11 protein-coding genes and 1 pseudogene are annotated in these 15,449 nt (G+C 64.0%); 3 read left to right on the forward strand and 9 right to left on the reverse strand.

All coding sequences use genetic code 11. The annotated features are described in order from the left end of the window. Positions 1 to 197 precede the first annotated feature (197 nt). Together NPS29_RS28910 and NPS29_RS28915 are read left to right on the forward strand one after the other, a co-directional pair. Positions 198 to 1,232, forward strand: a pseudogene (locus NPS29_RS28910) (HAMP domain-containing protein); the annotation flags it as partial. A gap of 93 nt (positions 1,233 to 1,325) precedes the next feature. Further along, positions 1,326 to 2,090: a methyl-accepting chemotaxis protein gene (locus NPS29_RS28915; RefSeq protein ID WP_400607691.1), complete on the forward strand. Its 765-nt coding sequence runs from the start codon at positions 1,326 to 1,328 to the stop codon at positions 2,088 to 2,090. A gap of 112 nt (positions 2,091 to 2,202) precedes the next feature. Here the strand turns inward: NPS29_RS28915 and NPS29_RS14700 are convergent, their stop codons facing one another. The 9 genes from NPS29_RS14700 to NPS29_RS14740 form a co-directional block, all read right to left on the reverse strand. Further along, a complete protein-coding gene (locus tag NPS29_RS14700) occupies positions 2,203 to 3,177 on the reverse strand; it encodes a GlxA family transcriptional regulator (RefSeq protein WP_274133458.1) in 975 nt (324 codons plus the stop codon). A gap of 120 nt (positions 3,178 to 3,297) precedes the next feature. After that, entirely contained in the window at positions 3,298 to 4,284 is a 987-nt protein-coding gene (locus NPS29_RS14705) for a sensor histidine kinase (RefSeq protein WP_274133459.1), read from the reverse strand. A gap of 389 nt (positions 4,285 to 4,673) precedes the next feature. After that, on the reverse strand, positions 4,674 to 5,906 hold the full coding sequence (locus NPS29_RS14710) for an acyl-CoA dehydrogenase family protein (RefSeq protein WP_425312509.1): 1,233 nt from the start codon (positions 5,904 to 5,906) through the stop codon (positions 4,674 to 4,676). 24 nt (positions 5,907 to 5,930) lie between these two features. Next, positions 5,931 to 7,304 (reverse strand): LLM class flavin-dependent oxidoreductase, encoded by a 1,374-nt coding sequence (locus NPS29_RS14715; RefSeq protein WP_274133461.1) that lies wholly within the window; start codon positions 7,302 to 7,304, stop codon positions 5,931 to 5,933. 24 nt (positions 7,305 to 7,328) lie between these two features. After that, positions 7,329 to 9,032 carry a dipeptide ABC transporter ATP-binding protein gene (locus NPS29_RS14720; RefSeq protein WP_274133462.1) on the reverse strand — a complete coding sequence of 568 codons (1,704 nt, stop codon included), beginning with the start codon at positions 9,030 to 9,032 and terminating at the stop codon, positions 7,329 to 7,331. Next, positions 9,029 to 9,907 (reverse strand): ABC transporter permease, encoded by an 879-nt coding sequence (locus tag NPS29_RS14725; protein WP_274133463.1) that lies wholly within the window; start codon positions 9,905 to 9,907, stop codon positions 9,029 to 9,031. Before NPS29_RS14725 ends, NPS29_RS14720 begins: the two co-directional genes overlap by 4 nt. Positions 9,908 to 10,157: 250 nt before the next feature. Then, on the reverse strand, positions 10,158 to 11,138 hold the full coding sequence (locus NPS29_RS14730; protein ID WP_274133464.1) for an ABC transporter permease: 981 nt from the start codon (positions 11,136 to 11,138) through the stop codon (positions 10,158 to 10,160). Beyond that, positions 11,131 to 12,759, reverse strand: a complete 1,629-nt coding sequence (locus NPS29_RS14735) for an ABC transporter substrate-binding protein (protein ID WP_274133465.1) — start codon at positions 12,757 to 12,759, stop codon at positions 11,131 to 11,133. The genes NPS29_RS14730 and NPS29_RS14735 overlap by 8 nt, the downstream gene beginning before the upstream one ends. Positions 12,760 to 12,783: 24 nt before the next feature. Beyond that, positions 12,784 to 13,923, reverse strand: coding sequence for an LLM class flavin-dependent oxidoreductase (locus tag NPS29_RS14740; protein WP_274133466.1), 1,140 nt, complete (start codon positions 13,921 to 13,923; stop codon positions 12,784 to 12,786). 477 nt (positions 13,924 to 14,400) lie between these two features. Here NPS29_RS14740 and NPS29_RS14745 point away from each other — a divergent pair, with 477 nt between their 5' ends. Continuing rightward, positions 14,401 to 15,423 carry an aldo/keto reductase gene (locus NPS29_RS14745; RefSeq protein WP_274133467.1) on the forward strand — a complete coding sequence of 341 codons (1,023 nt, stop codon included), beginning with the start codon at positions 14,401 to 14,403 and terminating at the stop codon, positions 15,421 to 15,423. Positions 15,424 to 15,449: the final 26 nt, after the last annotated feature.

Genomic DNA, 15,449 nt, shown 5'->3' on the forward strand with positions numbered 1-15,449 from the left:
GCAAAACTGCCTTTATCCATTCAGAAAACCGTCCAACTAAAAAGAACGACGACCGGCGCTCAACTCCCCATCCACGCTGCCGAACTATATTTCGAGCCGCGTCTTCCCTTTCTTCGGGCGACCCCGTAAAAAGCGCAGCGCGCGCCTGATCGGCACGCCATCCCGTCGCTGTCATTCTTGGTTATGGACACAATCGTATGATCAAAAGTCTGGGTTTCAGCAGAAAGATCCTGCTGGCCGCTGCACTGATAGTTGTAGTTGCGTTTACCTGTTTCATTCTGGTGAACGATTATCGTCAGCGCGAAACATTGAAAAACAACGTCGACGCCGAACTGCAACAGCTCGGAAGTCTGACCACACAGAACATCCAGACCTGGCTGGACAGCCGCACCCAGCTGCTTTATTCCATGGCCCAGCAGATCGCGGCCGACGGCCCGGCGCCTGCCAACCTGCAACGCGCCGTGAGCCTGCCGGTGTATGCGGACAATTTCCAGCTCAGTTACTTCGGCGGCAAGGACGGCCTGATGTTCTCGGTGCCTGCCGGTAACCGCGCAGCCGACTATGACCCACGCGCCCGTGGCTGGTACAAGGCGGCGGATGCGGCCCAGGGCACCATCGTTACCGAGCCTTACATCGCCGCGTCCTCGGGCAAGCTGGTGGTGACCCTGGCCACGCCCGTGCGCCAGCAGGGCCAGATGATCGGCGTGGCCGGTGCCGACATGTCGCTGGATCTGATTACCAAGACCATCAACTCGCTGAACTTCGGCGGCCATGGCTACGCCTACATTGTCAGCGCTGACGGCAAGATCCTGATCCACCCGGACAGCAAGCTGCTGCTCAAGAATGTCAGCGAGGCCTACCCCAATGGTGCGCCGAAAATTGCGCCTGGCGTGACCGAGATCGAGTCCGGTGGCAAGGCGCAGTTCATTTCCTTCACCAAGGTTGAGGGGCTTTCTTCGGCCAACTGGTATGTCGCGTTGGTACTGGATCGCGACGCTGCCTATTCGATGCTCAGCGAATTCCGCTCCTCGGCTATCACCGCCATGGTGATCGTGGTCGCGATCATCATCGTGTTGCTCGGCCTGCTGATTCGTGTGCTGATGCAGCCACTGCACCAGATGGGCCGCGCCATGCAGGACATCGCCGACGGCGAGGGCGACCTGACCAAGCGACTGTCGGTGGTCTCCAAAGACGAATTCGGCGCACTGGCGGTGTCCTTCAACCGCTTCGTGGAGCGTATCCATGGGTCGATCCGCGAAGTTGCGTCCACCGCCGGCCAGTTGGGCGAAGTCGCCGCGCGGGTGGTTGGGGCGTCGAACTCGTCCATGGGCAACTCGGACCAGCAGTCCAGCCGCACCAGCAGTGTGGCGGCCGCGATCAACCAACTGGGCGCCGCCGCCCAGGAGATCGCCCAGAACGCCGCACTGGCCTCGCAGCATTCCAGCGAAGCCTCGCAACTGGCCAGCGAAGGGCAGGGCGTGGTGACCCAGACCATCAAGGCCATGAATCAGCTGTCGGACAAGATCAGCGAGTCGTGCGTAAACATCGAAACGCTGAACGCCAAGACTGCCAACATCGGGCAGATCCTGGAAGTCATCAGCGGCATTTCCCAGCAGACCAACCTGCTGGCGCTGAACGCCGCCATCGAAGCCGCCCGCGCAGGGGAAGCCGGTCGCGGGTTCGCCGTGGTGGCCGATGAAGTGCGCAACCTGGCCCACCGCACCCAGGATTCGGCCCAGCAGGTGCAGGGCATGATCGAGGAGCTGCAGGTCGGCGCCCGAGATGCCGTGGCGAACATGACCGAAAGTCAGCGCCAGAGCGAAAGCAGCGTGACCATCGCCAACCAGGCCGGCGAACGCCTGAACAGCGTGACCCGCCGCATCGGCGAAATCGACGGCATGAACCAGTCCGTGGCCACCGCGACCGAAGAACAGACCGCCGTGGTGGAGTCGATCAACGTTGACATCACCGAGATCAACACCCTCAATCAGGAAGGCGTCGACAACCTCAAATCGACCCTCGACGCCTGCAGCCACCTGGAACACCAGACCGCACGGTTGCAGCATCTGGTGGGTACGTTCCGGATCTGACCGAGACCGGAGCACCCTTTGCCTGCGGCGGCGATCATCAGGTCGCCGTCGCGGGCAAGCGCGCTCCTACAGGTATTGGTACGTAACAATTGCGATACTGCGGTACGTAATATCACTCCCCGCCAAATTGCTGCCGATACTGATTCGGCGACAACCCGATCCTTTCGCTGAACAACTTGCGCATATGCCGCGCACTGCCGAAACCGCAGCGCGCAGCCACAACCTTGAGCGGCAACTCGCACCCCTCCAGCAACTTGCGCGCATGGTCGATCCGCGCATTCTGGACGTACTGCATCGGCGTCAGATTCACGTCACGCTGAAACGCCCGGGCGAAATTGCGCGGGCTCATGGCAGCAATCTCCGCCATGCGCTGGATGGTGTACGGCTCCTCGATGTGATCGACCACATAGGCCTGTACCTTGGCAATCACCGTACCGTCACGCTGTACCGCGGCCAGCAGCGGGCTGTAGGGCGTCTGGCCGCCCTGGCGTTTCATCACCACCAGCAGCACCTTCGCCACCTCAAGCGCCAGCTCCTTGCCGTGATCTTCCGCCACCACCGCCAGCGCCATGTCGATGCCTGCGGTGATCCCGCCCGAGGTAATCAGGTTGCGATCCACCACGTAAATCTGCTCGGTCTCGACCCGGGTTTCGGGATGCCGTTGGGCCAGGCGATCGACATAATTCCAGTGAGTGGTGCAGCGGTAACCGTCGATCAATCCCGCTTCGCCCAGCAGAAACACCCCCGTACAGATAGCGCCGAAACGCTTGGCACTGCGCGCCGCCTCCGGCAGCCAGGCGCTCAGGGCCGGGTGGCTGACCCCATAGGCGCCGGGGCCGCCCGGCACCAGCAACAAGTCGACGCCGACCGGGCAGTTTTCCAGGGTCATGTCGGCATGGACTTTCAGCCCGCAAGAACTGCGGATCAGCCCCTGACAATCGGCCACGGTCAGCAACTGGTAGTGCTTTTCCCTGGGCAGCAAGCGGTTCGAGATCGAAAAGACGTCCATGGGGCCTGTCACGTCGAGCATCAGCACGTCGTTGAACAGCACCATCACCACCGTTTTTTGAGCACTCGCAACCTGCATACACCAACCGCCTTCATTCTGGCCCGCACCTGGATCGGCGGCGGGCGCACGACCTGACCAAGGCGGCAGTTTAGGCCAATTGAGGGTATTTTCGGTACAGTTGCGTATCCAATTGAGGGATCAGTGCTTCTTGCAGCCCGATGGCAGATTGAAGCGAAAGCAGGCGCCGCCCAGGTCCGAGGCTTCGACGTAGAGCGCGCCGTCGTGGGCTTCCACCACCGACCGGCAAATCGTCAGGCCCATCCCCAGGCCGCTGGTGCGGGTGGTGTAGAACGCGCCGAAGATCTTCTTGCGCTCCTGCACGGGAATGCCGGGGCCATTGTCTTCGATGGACACCTGAATGCCGTCGCGCAGGGCGGACGATGAGACGCGCAGGATGCCGGCCGAGCCTGTGTTGGCGCTCATGGCTTCCAGGGCGTTGGTCATCAGGTTGAACACCAGTTGCTGGATCTGCACCGGGTCGGCGATCACGGTCTTGTCGGCGCGCAGCACGGTTTCCACCGTCACGCCTTGCCAGGTCAGCACGGCGGCCTTGAGGCGAATCACTTCCTCGATGATCTCGTTGATCTTGATCGCCCGGGGTTTGGCCGGGGTCTGTTTGGCAAGGGCGCGCAAGGAGGTGACGATGCTGGCGGCGCGTTCGCATTCGGAGCGGATGTCGTTCAGCCCGCAGATGGCTTCTTCCAGCCTGGGCGTGTCGCGTTGCAGCCAGCGTATGCAGGCGGCGGTGTTGGAGGCGATGGCCAGCAGCGGCTGGCTGATTTCATGGGCGATGGAGACGGTCAGTTCACCCATGACTTTGAGGTGGGCGCTGCGGGCTGATTCGGCAGCAGAGGTGCTGGTTTCGGTCTGGGTGTCGGCAGATGGGGCGACCGGGAATTGTTTGAGTAGACGGGGAAAGTGGCCGAATGCAGGTGTTGACCACACTTCCAGCCGCGCCAGGCGCTGCTTCTTGGTGGAGGCCGGTGCAGGCGTGCTGATCGGCAGGACGTCGGGTGCGGGTGTGGACACCGTGTCTGGCGTGGACATGTCGTAGCTGTCCAGCCATGCCGGGGCCGCCGGATTGTCGGTGTCCGAAAAGGCCTGAGGTAGAAGTTTTTCTGGCATCGAGCCCCCGTATCCTAAGCGCCTCGTGTCGTCGTGACCGAGTATACGCAGTGATCCGGAGGGCAAAACCGCCAGCAGGGCGATTGGCAGAATCGGGCACCCTGATGGCCGTTACATTCCCCTTTGCAGCATCGCTTCCAATAGCTGAAACCTTTCACCGCCTGGATGCCAACACGCCCCGTAGCAGTCCGGCTTGCCGGCGTCGGCGCCCGGAAGATCGCTCCCGCGGGCAAGCCCGGCTGCTACGGGTGTGGGGTGTGTTGGAGATTTGTGTCGCGCATCCGTCCGTAGCAGCACGGCTTGCCGGCGGGGGCGTCAGTGTGATCGCCGTCGCTGGCAAGCCGGACTGCTACGTCAAGATCGGGTGTGCGCGGGATGTGTGTCTGGCATCAGGCGATGCCGATTTTCCATTGTGCCGGTGGTGGGGTGCCGTTGACTGCGAAGTCGCCGACGATGCGGTCCTTGTAGATGCGTGGGTTGTGCGAAGCCAGGGTGCGGGCGTTGCGCCAGAAGCGGTCCAGGCCTTGCGGACGCAAGGTGGCCGAGGCGCTGACGGCGTCGAACAGGCGCGAGCTGGCGTCGATGATGAGGTCGCTGACGATGGTCTGGGACTGGGCAATTTCAAGCTCGGCAATGTCCACCGCCTGCTGGCGAACCTCACTGTCACTCGACAGTCGGGCCTGGTAGGCGCGCTCGATGGCTTCGGCGTTTTTCAGCACGATGGCGCCAGCAGCGTAGGCGGCCGCGCGCAGGCTGCCGACCACTTGCAGCACCTGCGGATCCTGCGCCACCCGCGGGGCATTGCCGTTGCTGAAGCTGCGGGTGCGTTTGCCCACTGCCGCCGCCACTTCGCCGGTCAATGCGCGGCCGATGCCCGCCAGGTTCGCCAGATGGATGATCTGGAAAAACGCTGGCGAGTAGCCGAAGCGTTCCTCGCTGTTGATGTGCCGCGGGTCCACCGCCACCTTGTGAAAGTGCGCAGTGCCGCTGGCGGTCAGGGTCTGGCCGAAGCCGTTCCAGTCGTCCACCACCTCGACGCCTTCGGCATCGCGGCGCACGGTGACGAATACCCGCTCGCCGTCGTGGTCGCTCACTGCCACGTCAACCCAGTCACTGTACAGGCTGCCGGTGGTGTAGAACTTGCTGCCGTCGATGCGCCATTGTTCGCCGTCCAGATAAAGGCGCGAGGTCAATTGCGCCTGGGTGGTCTGGCCGATCTCGCCGATGGCCGGGCCGACGATTTCTCCCCGGCCAAGGCGCTCCAGCCACAGCGCACGGCGGGCTTCGTTGGGGCTGTTGAGGATGCTTTCGGTAAAGCCCAGGTGGCCGCGCAGCGACTGCACCAGATTGGAATCGGCTTCCCCCAGTTCGATCAGCAGGTTGGTCAGCTCGGGGATGGTCACCCCGGCGCCGCCGTATTCCTGGGGCACGCGCAAGGCGGTGAAGCCCGAAGCCTTGAGCAGTTGAATCTCTTCGAAGGGCAGGCGGCGTTCCAGTTCGCGGGCGATGGCGCCTTCGCGCAGGGTGGCAAAAAGCGGGCGAAAGCGCTCGGCCAGTTGTTCGTAGCGGGCCGAAGGGCCAGCGCCCCAGGCGGCGTCGATTTGATGAGTCATGCAAAACATTCCTTGCTTCGGTTTACGGTCAATTCAGAGAGCCACGGTGTCGGTGCGACGCAGCGTCGCCGGGTGCGCCGGATAGGGCAGCCCCAGGCGCTCGCGCAGGGTGTTGCCGGTCGGGCCGTGCTCGGGCACCAGGCCGCGACGCTTGAGTTCCGGCAGGATCAGCCCGATGAAATCGTCCAGGCCTTCGGGGTAGGTCGGCGGCAGGATGTTGAAGCCATCGGCGCCATAGCCTTCGAACCAGGCCTGCAACTGATCCACCACCTCTTCGGGCGAGCCGACCAGCGTCCAGTGGCCGCGAGCGCCGGCCAGACGCAGGTACAGCTCGCGGATGCTCAAGCCTTCGGCGGCCAGTTGCAGGATCAGTTGCTGGCGGCTCTTGGAGGCATTGGTGGCGGGCAGGTCCTGGGGCAGGGGACCGTCCAGCGGTAGATGGGATAGATCGACGCCACCCAGCAGCCCCGACAGCAGGCTCAGGCCAACTTGCGGATGCACCAGGTTCTGCAGGCGCTGATGCTTGGCGTGGGCCTCGGCGGAAGTCGGCGCGGTGAAGATGGTCACGCCCGGCAGGATCTTGATGTGTTCGGGCTTGCGGCCCAGCACTGCGGCGCGGGATTTGATGTCGCTGTAGAACGCCTGGGCATCGGCCAGGCTCTGGTGTGCGGCGAAGATCGCTTCGGCGGTGGCCGCGGCCAATGCCCGACCGTCTTCCGAGGCGCCGGCCTGGACCAGCACCGGCTTGCCCTGTGGCGAGCGCAGTACGTTCAGCGGGCCGCGCACGTTGAAGTGTTCGCCTTGGTGATCGGTCAGGTGCAGTTTGCTGCGGTCCAGGAAGATGCCTTTTTCTTTATCCAGCAGCAGGGTGTCGTCTTCCCAACTGTCCCACAGCTTGTCGACCACCTGATGGAATTCCCGCGCGCGGCTGTAGCGGTCGGCGTGAGCAGCCTGATTGCCTTCGGTGGCGGTGCCGAAATTCTTCGCCGCGTCCGGGTCGCTGCTGGTGACCAGGTTCCAGCCGACACGCCCGCCGCTGATCTGATCCAGCGAAGCGAACTGCCGCGCCAGATTGAACGGCTCGCTGTAGCTGGTGCTGGCGGTGGCGACCAGGCCGATACGCGAGGTCACGGCGGCCAGCGCCGAGAGCAGGGTCAGGGGTTCGAAGCTGAGGCTGGGCGCGATCACCCGGTCGAAGGTCGGCGCGTCGATGCCGCGCACCGAGACGCTGTCGGCCAGGAACAGGGTGTCGAAGCCTGCGTCTTCGGCCTTGCGCGCAAGGTCCACGAAGTGATTCAGGCGAATGCCGGCGTCGGCCTGGGAACCGCTGTCGCGCCAGGCGGCAATGTGGTGTCCGGTGGCGCGCAGGAACAGGCCGAGTTTCAGGGTGTCAGCACGTTTGCTCATGGGGTTGCTCCTTGTATTCGATCATCAGCAGGCGACCGCGAACGACAGGCTGCGGCTCAGTGGAATAGAGGCCTCGCGGCTGCCGGGAATGGCCGCCAGCAAGCGCCGGGTGTAGCTGTGTTGGGGGTTCTGCCAGAGCCTGTGGGGCGTGGCTTGCTCGACGATGCGCGCCTCATGCATCACCAGCACGCGGTCGGAGAAATAGCGCACCACCGACAGGTCATGGGAGATGAACAGGTAGCTCAGGTCGAAGGCTTCGCGCAGTTCCACCAGCAGGTTGAGAATCTGCGCCTGAGTCGACACATCCAGCGCTGACACCGGCTCGTCGCAGATCACCAGCTTGGGTTTGACGATCAGCGCCCGGGCGATGCCGATGCGCTGGCGTTGCCCACCGGAAAACTGATGCGGCAAACGCTCCAGGCTGTTGCGCGCAAGGCCCACGGCGTCGAGCATCTGCTCGCGGGCGCGGCGCCTGAGATTCGCATCGTCCTGGCCGTGCAGGCGTTGCACGCGGTCCAGGATGGTTTCCACGCTGTGCCTTGGATTGAGCGCGGCATAAGGGTCCTGAAACACCATCTGCAACTGGCCGCGCCACGCCAGCCGCTGGACAGGCTCAAGGGTGGCGATGTCGCGTCCGGCGAAATCGATCTGCCCACGACGAGGTTCGATCAGGCCCAACAGCGCCTTGCTCAGGGTCGATTTGCCGCAGCCGGATTCGCCCACCAGGCCCACGGTTTCCCTCGGGTGAATCTCGAACGACAGCCCGCTCAAGACTTCCCGCTCACCGTATCCCAGGCTCAGGTCCTGTACCTGCAGCAGGGGAGCGCCGTCATGGCTGCCGGGACGCGGCGCATGGCCGGGGCCGTAGTGCGTGCTGCTGACCTTGTACTGGTTGGGTTGGCCGCCGTGGCGCGTGACCTGGATCTCCGGCAGGCGGTTGTGCAGGTAATGCTGGTCGTGGTCCCGGCCAAGGGAGGCGTTGAGCAGGCCCCGGGTGTACGGATGGGTTGGGCGGGTAAAGAGTTCGGCATTGGGCCGGTGCTCAAGGGCCAGGCCGTCGTGCATGATGATGACCCGGTCGGCCTGTTGGCGCACCACGCCCAGATCGTGAGTAATCAACAGCAGGCCCATGCGCAATTCCTTGCGCAGGGAGTCGAGCAGTTCGAGGATCTGCGATTGCACGCAGACGTCCAGCGCGGTGGTCGGCTCGTCGGCGATCAACAGTCGGGGCTCGCAGGCGATGGCCATGGCGATCATCACCCGCTGGCGCTGGCCGCCGGACAGGTGCTGCGGGTATTCGCCAAGGTGCGCCGCCGGACGTGGCAATTGCACCAGGCCGAACAGTTCTTCGGCGCGCTTGAGCGCCTGGCGGCGGGTGAAATCGGTGTGGGTCAGCAGCGTTTCTGTGAGCTGCTCGCCCAGAGTCAGCACCGGGTTCAGGCTCGACAGCGGCTCCTGAAACACCATGCCCAGGCCGCTGCCTTGCACCTGGCGCATCTGCCGTGGCGTCAACTGCAACAGGTCGCGGCCCTCGAACAGCACCTGCCCGCTGGTGCGCGCGTGCTTGGGCAACAGCCGCAGCAGCGCCAGTGCGGTGGTGGACTTGCCGCAGCCGGACTCGCCCACCAGCGCAAGGGTTTCCCCTGACTCCAGAGTGAAATCCAGCCCCTTTACCGCCTCGATCCCCTGGTAATTCACGCGTAGGTCGCGTACGTCGAGCAGGCTCATGGCAGGTACCGTCGCAGGCGTGGATTCAAGGCGTCGTTGAGGCCGTCGCCCAGCAAATTGAACGCCAGCACTACGGCGATGATTGCAATGCCGGGCAATGCCGTCAGGTACCAGGCGCTGGCGATTTGTTCGCGACCGCTGCCGATCATCCCGCCCCAGCTGGCGGTGTTGGGATCGCTCATGCCAAGGAACGCCAGGCCAGCCTCGATCAGGATCGCCGAGGCCACCAGAATCGAGGCCGTGACCACCAGCGGTGCCAAGGCGTTAGGCAGGATTTCTTCGAGGATCACGGTCCGGCTGCTGAAGCCCTGGCTGCGGGCGGCGGTGACGAAATCCGCCTCGCGCAGGGTGCGGAATTCGGCGCGGATCAGCCGGGCGATGGTCGGCCACGAAGACACGCCAATTGCCAGGGCGATGATGTTTACCGTAGGCGTGCCGATGGCGACGATGACGATCACCAGCAGGAACGAGGGCACGGTCTGGAACACTTCGCTGAGGCGGGTGAGGATGTCGTCCAGGCGCCCGCCGTGATAGCCGGCCAGCGCACCGACGGTGACACCGATCAGCACGCTGATGAGTGTGCCGTAGAGGGCGATCAGCAGGGAGGCGCGTGCGCCGTGGGCGATCCCGGCGGCGACATCGCGGCCCAGTGAGTCGGTGCCCAAGAGATAGGCCGGATCACTACCGGGCCAGAGCAGTGGAGCGGCGACCATGTCAAGCGGATCGCCGGGAAAGAAATACCCGGCGGTGAGGGCCATGAACAGGGTCAGCAGCAGAATCGCAGCGCCGGTGAGGGCCGCCGGATTACGCCGCAGCGCACCCCACAGCGATTCGCTGCGGCCTGCGCGTTGAACAGGGAAAGCAATCGTCGACATCGAATCCTCACTCATGGGTGTTGGCAGGACTTTGGGGGCGCCACCGATCCGTAGCAGCACGGCTTGCCGGCGGGGCCGGCCTCAAGATCGCTCCCGCCGGCAAGCCGTGCTGCTACGAGGTAGGGGGGCCAGGATTTGAGTTCCAGCCCAGACTCTGTAGCAGTCCGGCTTGCCGGCGAGACGTCCTTGAGATCGCAGACGCCGGCAAGCCGGACTGCTACGAGGTGTGGGTGTGCCCGGGATTTCGGGGTCATACGCGAATCCTCGGGTCGAGCCAGGCTTGCAGCAGGTCCATGCTCACGTTGACCGCGACCACCAGCATCGAAGACAGCAACAGGATCCCCAGCAGCAGGTTGTAATCCCGGGACAGCACCGCATCGAGGGTCAGGCGGCCAAGGCCGGGCCAGCCGAACAGGGTTTCGGTGACCGCCGCACCGCCCAGCAGCGCCGCGAAATGCAGGCCCGCCAGGGTGGTGACGGGCAGCAGGGCGTTGCGCAGCACGTGCCGGATCGCCACCCGCGCAGGGTGCAGCCCCTTGGCCTTCGCCGTGCGCACGAAGTCCAGCCGCTGCACTTCCAGCATCGAGGCGCGGGTCAGTCGGGCATACAGGGCGATGTAGAACGACGACAGGGTCAGCACCGGCAGGACCACGTGCTTTACGCGATCCAGCAACCAGTCCGCTCCGGAAAGGTCCAGTCCGAGGGTGGCGATGCCGTCGCTGGGCAGCCAGCCCAGGGTCACCGAAAACAGCACCACCGCCATCAGGCCGATCCAGAAACCGGGCGTCGAATACAGCACCAGCACCGCCAGCGACAGTGCCCGGTCAGGCCAGCGCCCGACCTTGCTGGCCATGACGGCGCCCGCAGCGATCCCGACCACCAACGCCAGCACCAGCGAACTGACCATCAGCAGCAGGGTGTTGGGCAGGCGGTCGAGAATCAGCTGGATGACCGGCACGTTGAAGCGCGGCGACAGGCCCAGGTCGAAATGCGCCAGATGGCTGAGGTAAGCCAGCAACTGCTCGCCCAGGCTCAGGTCCAGACCGAAATGGCTGCGCCACTGCGCCAGGGTCGCGACGGTTGCGCCGCCGGACTCACTGGCCAGCACATCCACCGCGTCGCCTGGAATCAGCCGCAGCAACAGGAAGTTCAGCAGCACGATGCCCAGCACGGTCGGCAGCGCCTGCCACAAGGTGCGCCGGGTCAGGCGAAGCAGGCGGCGGTCAGCCATGGGCAACCGCCTCGCCGGTGATACTGACGGCCGCCAGGCTACCGTCCAGCCCGTTGCCGTCCGCCTCGAACCCCGACACCCGCGCATTGAACACGGTCACCTGTTGCTGCATGACCAGCGTGATGCTCGGCAACTCCTCGATGACGATCTTCTGGAACGCTTTGAACAGCTCGCCGCGCCTGGTTTCATCCGTTTCCACGGCAGCGCTTTCCAGCAGGCGGTCGACTTCCGGGTTGTTGTAATGGGTGCCATTGGTAAACGGCACGCCCTTGCGAAAGTTCTTCGACCAGAACAGGCGCTGCACACCGACGGTGGGGTCAAAGGTGGTGCCCATGCCGACCACGGCAAAGTCGAAATCGCGATCGGTGTAGACGCGCTTGATGTAGGTCGGGAAATCTTGGGCGCGCAGTTGCACGTCGATGCCGACCCTGGCCAGCGCCGAGCGGATGTAGGTCGCAGTACGGGCGTAGCTGTCGCCGTAGGGCAGCGGGTCAAGGGTCAGGCTGAAACGCGAAGTGCCTTTCTTGGGCAGCCCGGCCTGATCGAGCAGGGCATTGGCCTTGGCGATGTCGAAAGGATAGGGATCGGGCCCATCGTAGTGATACTGAGCAAAGCTCTTCGGGATGGGCGAGACGCTGACATCGGCGTAGCCGTAGTACACCACCTTCCTGATCACTTCGCGGTCGATGGCGTGGGCAATCGCCTGGCGCACCTCGTGGCGGGCCAGCAGCGGGTTGTCCAGATTGAACTCCAGCATGGTCGGCGTGATGCTGTAGGCGTAGCCGCGGGTGGTGAACTTGAGCTTGCCGTTGGCCGTGATTCGCGCCAGATCGCTCAGCGGCACAGGGCTCTGGCCACCCGCGTCGAGGCTGCCGTTCTCGAACGCTGCCAGGCGCGCTGCCGAATCGGGGATCACCTTGAGGAACAGCGTATCGACCCCCGGGTAGCCGGCGTTCCAGTAATCGGGGTTGCGTTCGTACTCGATGAAACTGCCGCGCTGCCATTGCTTGAACCGGTACGGCCCGGTGCCGACCGGCGCGTTGTTGTGCGGATTGCTCAGCGGGTCGCCGCTGGCATAGAGGTGCTTGGGCAGGATCGGCGTTTCACCGGCGGCAAAGGCACGGATCAGATACGGCGCAGGTTTGCTCAGGCGCACGATGGCGGTGTGGGCGTCCGGTGTCTCGACGCTGGCCAGGTTGGCAAAGGTGCCGCCGCCCCGTGGGTGGAAGCGCTTGATAAGGTCCAGGGAGAACGCCACGTCTTCGGAGGTGAACGGCTGGCCGTCGTGCCATTTCACGCCCTGGCGCAGGGTAAAGCGATAGCTGAGGCCGTCCGCCGCCGCTTCCCACGCAGTGGCCAGCGCAGGTTGCGGCGCGAGGTTTTCGTCATACCCCAGCAGGCCTTCGAGCACCTTGCTGCTGGCGGTGATCGTGGTGCCAGCGGTGGTGTTGAACGAGCTGAGGGACGGCGGCTCCGGGTTGACCAACAGGTTGAAGATGCGCCGCCCGGTGATCGCCTGCTCGGTGGCCGCAGCCAGGGCAGTGGGCAGAAACGGCACGCTGGCGCCCAGCAAGGGCAGGGCGGACAGACCTTTGATGAACTGACGACGGGAAAAGGGCATTGACGGGATATCCTGATAAAGGTGTCAGAGGCGCAGGCCGGCCTGGTGCAGCAGCGGCAAGACGCGCTCGCCAAACTGCTCAAGGTCCGGAACGAAGTCGAAGAAGCTCAGTTGAATGCCGTCGATGCCGGCCTGCTTGAGGCGCAGGATGTCGCGCACCACGGTTTCCGGGCTGCCCACCAGCTGGATGTTGCCGCCAACGTAGCGCTGATCGGCCTTGTGCCCGCGCCAGGCGTGGGCATCGCTGGCTTCGCGGACATGCCCTTCAAGGGCGCCGGGATCGCCCGCAGCAGTGATCGCGGCATGGTGCTCCCAGGCTTCTGCGTCGCTGTCGCGGCAGATCACCAAAGGGTTGATCAGGGTGCGGATCTGCCGGCCATGGTGCGCCGCGGCGGCCTTGATGCGTTTCAGGTGCTCGGGCAGTTTGGCCAGCGCGTCTTCGATCTCGGCACTGCCGGGGCTGGTGGTGAAGACGATGTCCGAATGCCGGGCGGCGAAATCGATGCCGGCGCTGGAGCCGGTGGCGTTGACCAGCACCGGGCGGCCGAAGCGGGGTTTGACGCTGCTGTAGGCTTCCTGGAGGCGGTAATAGTCGCCGTTGAAATCGACGTTCTCGTTGCTGGCCCACAACTGCTGGACCACGCGAATGAATTCATCCGCCTGCTGGTAGCGCTGGTCGTGTTCGATAGGCTCATGGCCGAAGCGGCGGTGCTCGCGATGGCGGTGCCCGGTCACCAGGTTAAGGCCCCAGCGGCCGTTGCTGATGTGGTCCAGGGTGGCGCCGAACTTGGCCAGGTGCAGCGGGTGCCAGGGGCCGTACAGCACGTGGAGGGTCGAGATCAGCAGGATGCGCTCGGTGACCGACGCCAGCGCCGCCTGGGTGATGAAGGCGTCCAGTGACTTGTCGTGATAGCCGATCTCGCCGCCATAACCGCCTTTGCCCAGCCACTCCGCCAGCGCGAACACCAGATCGAAGCCAAGGGCTTCGGCGCGCAGGGTCAGCTGCTTGTTGTAGTCGAAGGTCCAGTCCGTACCCCGTGGCAACGCCGAAGGACTCCAGCCGCCCGATTGCACAGGCAGGAACAAACCCAGCATCAGGGGCTGGGCAAACGCGCGGGATAACGGACTGTCGGGATAATCGAGAGGCGAAGGCAATAAGGACAAGAGAAACACTCCGGCGTTGAATGTCGTGGGAGTGTTGTTGCAAAGGGTGTGCCGTTAGTTGGTTTTAGTTGGGGTGTGTTGAAAATAAGCGAGGGCGTGCGGCCAAGACAGAAAGTTTGCCGTATTTTGGCTGCGCAAGTTTGGGAAGTTGTGTTTATCAAGTGTTGCTGGAGCAACAGTTAGAGGGCGGGGTATTCAAGATCGCCCCCGCCGGCAAGCCGTGCTGCTACGGGATCGCATAGCTTGCGCGCTCTCAAGGGTGCTGATGTCCGTAGCAGCACGGCTTGCCGGCGGGAGCGGTCTGGAGGATGGGCACCATTTTGAAACCGGGAATAACTTTAGTTTAAAACGTTATAGCTTGTTATTTGACGATTCCCTCTGCCGCTCTTTATTGTCGGCGCACATTTTAGTCGGGCCGTACTTCAAACGTCGGCCATTCTTGTTTCTGTTGCCTTGAAATTAATTGCGGGAGTTGCCATGAGTGCTATCGAGTACCGTTCATTGGGCCGTCACGGAATAAAAGTGTCGCCGTTGACATTGGGCACCATGATGTTCGGTGGCCAGACCGACGAGAACGTCGCGCGGCGCATCACCGACAAGGCCTTCGAACAGGGCGTCAACTTCATCGACACCGCCAACGGCTACAACGCCGGTGCATCCGAAGAAGTGGTCGGCCGTCTTATCGCCCAGCGCCGCCAGCAGTGGGTCCTGGCGACCAAGTTCGTCAACCCGGACCCGAGTGGTGCCGGGCCGAACAACCGCGGGGCTTCGCGCAACAACGTGATTCAGTCGGTGGACGCCAGCCTCAAGCGCCTGAACACCGACTACATCGACCTGTTCTACCTGCACCGCGAAGACCCGCAGACCCCGGTCGAGGAAACCGTGCGTGCGCTGTCCGACCTGATTCGCGCCGGCAAGATCCGCAGCTATGGCCTGTCCAATCACCGGGGCTGGAAGCTCGCCGAGTTCAGCCGCGCCGCCGACTTGCTGGGCGTGGAGCGTCCGGCGGCCAGCCAACCGTTGTACAACTTGGCCAACCGGCAGATCGAGGTCGAGCACCTGCCTGCCGCCGATTACTACGGCATCGGCGTGGTGTCCTACAGCCCGTTGGCGCGAGGCGTATTGACCGGCAAGTACGTGCCCGACCAGCCTGCGCCACAGGACACCCGCGCCGGGCGCAACGATCCACGCCTGCAACAGACTGAATGGCGCCCGGAGTCGCTCAACCTTGCGCAGCGCGTCAAGGACCATGCCCGGCAGCGTGGCATCAGCAGCGGCCAGTTCGCCCTGGCCTGGGTGCTGAACAACCGGCTGATCACTTCCGCCATTGCCGGCCCGCGCACCGAAGCGCAATGGGACGACTATCTGCCCGCGCTGGAATACCGCTTCACCGCCGAGGACGAAGCCTTCATCGATGATCTGGTGGTCACCGGGCATTCCTCGACGCCCGGCTACAACGATCCGAGCCACCCATTCTTCGGCCGCCAGTCGCGGGTCTGACCTGCGCCCGGACGTTCTCCGGCTGC

The sequence above is a fragment of the Pseudomonas putida genome, from assembly GCF_028682175.1.
Classification (GTDB): Bacteria; Pseudomonadota; Gammaproteobacteria; order Pseudomonadales; family Pseudomonadaceae; genus Aquipseudomonas; species Aquipseudomonas putida_AD.

Bases quoted from the DNA above. Each gene is read 5' to 3' on its own strand.
- NPS29_RS14705 (WP_274133459.1), bottom strand. From the start codon at position 4,284: ATGCCAGAAAAACTTCTACCTCAGGCCTTTTCGGACACCGACAATCCG.
- NPS29_RS14700 (WP_274133458.1), bottom strand. From the start codon at position 3,177: ATGCAGGTTGCGAGTGCTCAAAAAACGGTGGTGATGGTGCTGTTCAAC.
- NPS29_RS14730 (WP_274133464.1), bottom strand. From the start codon at position 11,138: ATGGCTGACCGCCGCCTGCTTCGCCTGACCCGGCGCACCTTGTGGCAG.
- NPS29_RS14715 (WP_274133461.1), bottom strand. From the start codon at position 7,304: ATGAGCAAACGTGCTGACACCCTGAAACTCGGCCTGTTCCTGCGCGCC.
- NPS29_RS14710 (WP_425312509.1), bottom strand. From the start codon at position 5,906: ATGTTTTGCATGACTCATCAAATCGACGCCGCCTGGGGCGCTGGCCCT.
- NPS29_RS28915 (WP_400607691.1), top strand. From the start codon at position 1,326: ATGGGCAACTCGGACCAGCAGTCCAGCCGCACCAGCAGTGTGGCGGCC.
- NPS29_RS14725 (WP_274133463.1), bottom strand. From the start codon at position 9,907: ATGTCGACGATTGCTTTCCCTGTTCAACGCGCAGGCCGCAGCGAATCG.
- NPS29_RS14720 (WP_274133462.1), bottom strand. From the start codon at position 9,032: ATGAGCCTGCTCGACGTACGCGACCTACGCGTGAATTACCAGGGGATC.
- NPS29_RS14735 (WP_274133465.1), bottom strand. From the start codon at position 12,759: ATGCCCTTTTCCCGTCGTCAGTTCATCAAAGGTCTGTCCGCCCTGCCC.
- NPS29_RS14745 (WP_274133467.1), top strand. From the start codon at position 14,401: ATGAGTGCTATCGAGTACCGTTCATTGGGCCGTCACGGAATAAAAGTG.